The following is a 450-nucleotide window of genomic DNA, read 5'->3' as shown; positions in this document are numbered from 1 at the left end:
CTGGTCACCGGCTACGCGCTGGGCGTCGTCTTCGGCGCGCCGATCGTTGCCATGGCCACTGCGCAATTGCCCCGCAAGCCGGTGTTGGTCGGGCTCACGGCTTCATTCGTCGTCGGCAACCTGTTCTGCGCCATCGCGCCTGATTACTGGACGCTGATGGCCGCGCGTGTCTTCACCGCTCTTGGGCACGGGGCTTTCTTCGGCATCGGCTCGGTCGTTGCGGCCAGCCTGGTCCCGCGCAACAAACGCGCCAGCGCCATGGCGCTGATGTTTGCCGGGCTGACGCTTTCCAACATCCTCGGCGTTCCCGCTGGCACGGCGCTCGGCGAGGCTTTCGGCTGGCGGGCCACCTTCTTGGCCGTGGTCGGCATCGGCCTTATCTCGGTCGCTGCCATCGCCTGGCTGGTGCCCGCGGATGTCGCTGAACCGAGCGGTGGCGGCCTGCGCGGC

The 450-nt window shown here is 68.4% G+C and carries 1 protein-coding gene; it reads left to right on the top strand.

Going from position 1 to position 450, the window contains the following annotated elements; all coding sequences use genetic code 11:
• Positions 1–450, top strand: a 450-nt coding sequence (locus EN851_RS34225; RefSeq protein ID WP_135931053.1) for an MFS transporter, incomplete at both ends; no start/stop codon positions are given.

Source organism: Mesorhizobium sp. M8A.F.Ca.ET.208.01.1.1 (assembly GCF_004791315.1).
Taxonomy (GTDB): Bacteria; Pseudomonadota; Alphaproteobacteria; order Rhizobiales; family Rhizobiaceae; genus Mesorhizobium.
This window is presented reverse-complemented; position numbering and strand designations above follow the sequence as displayed.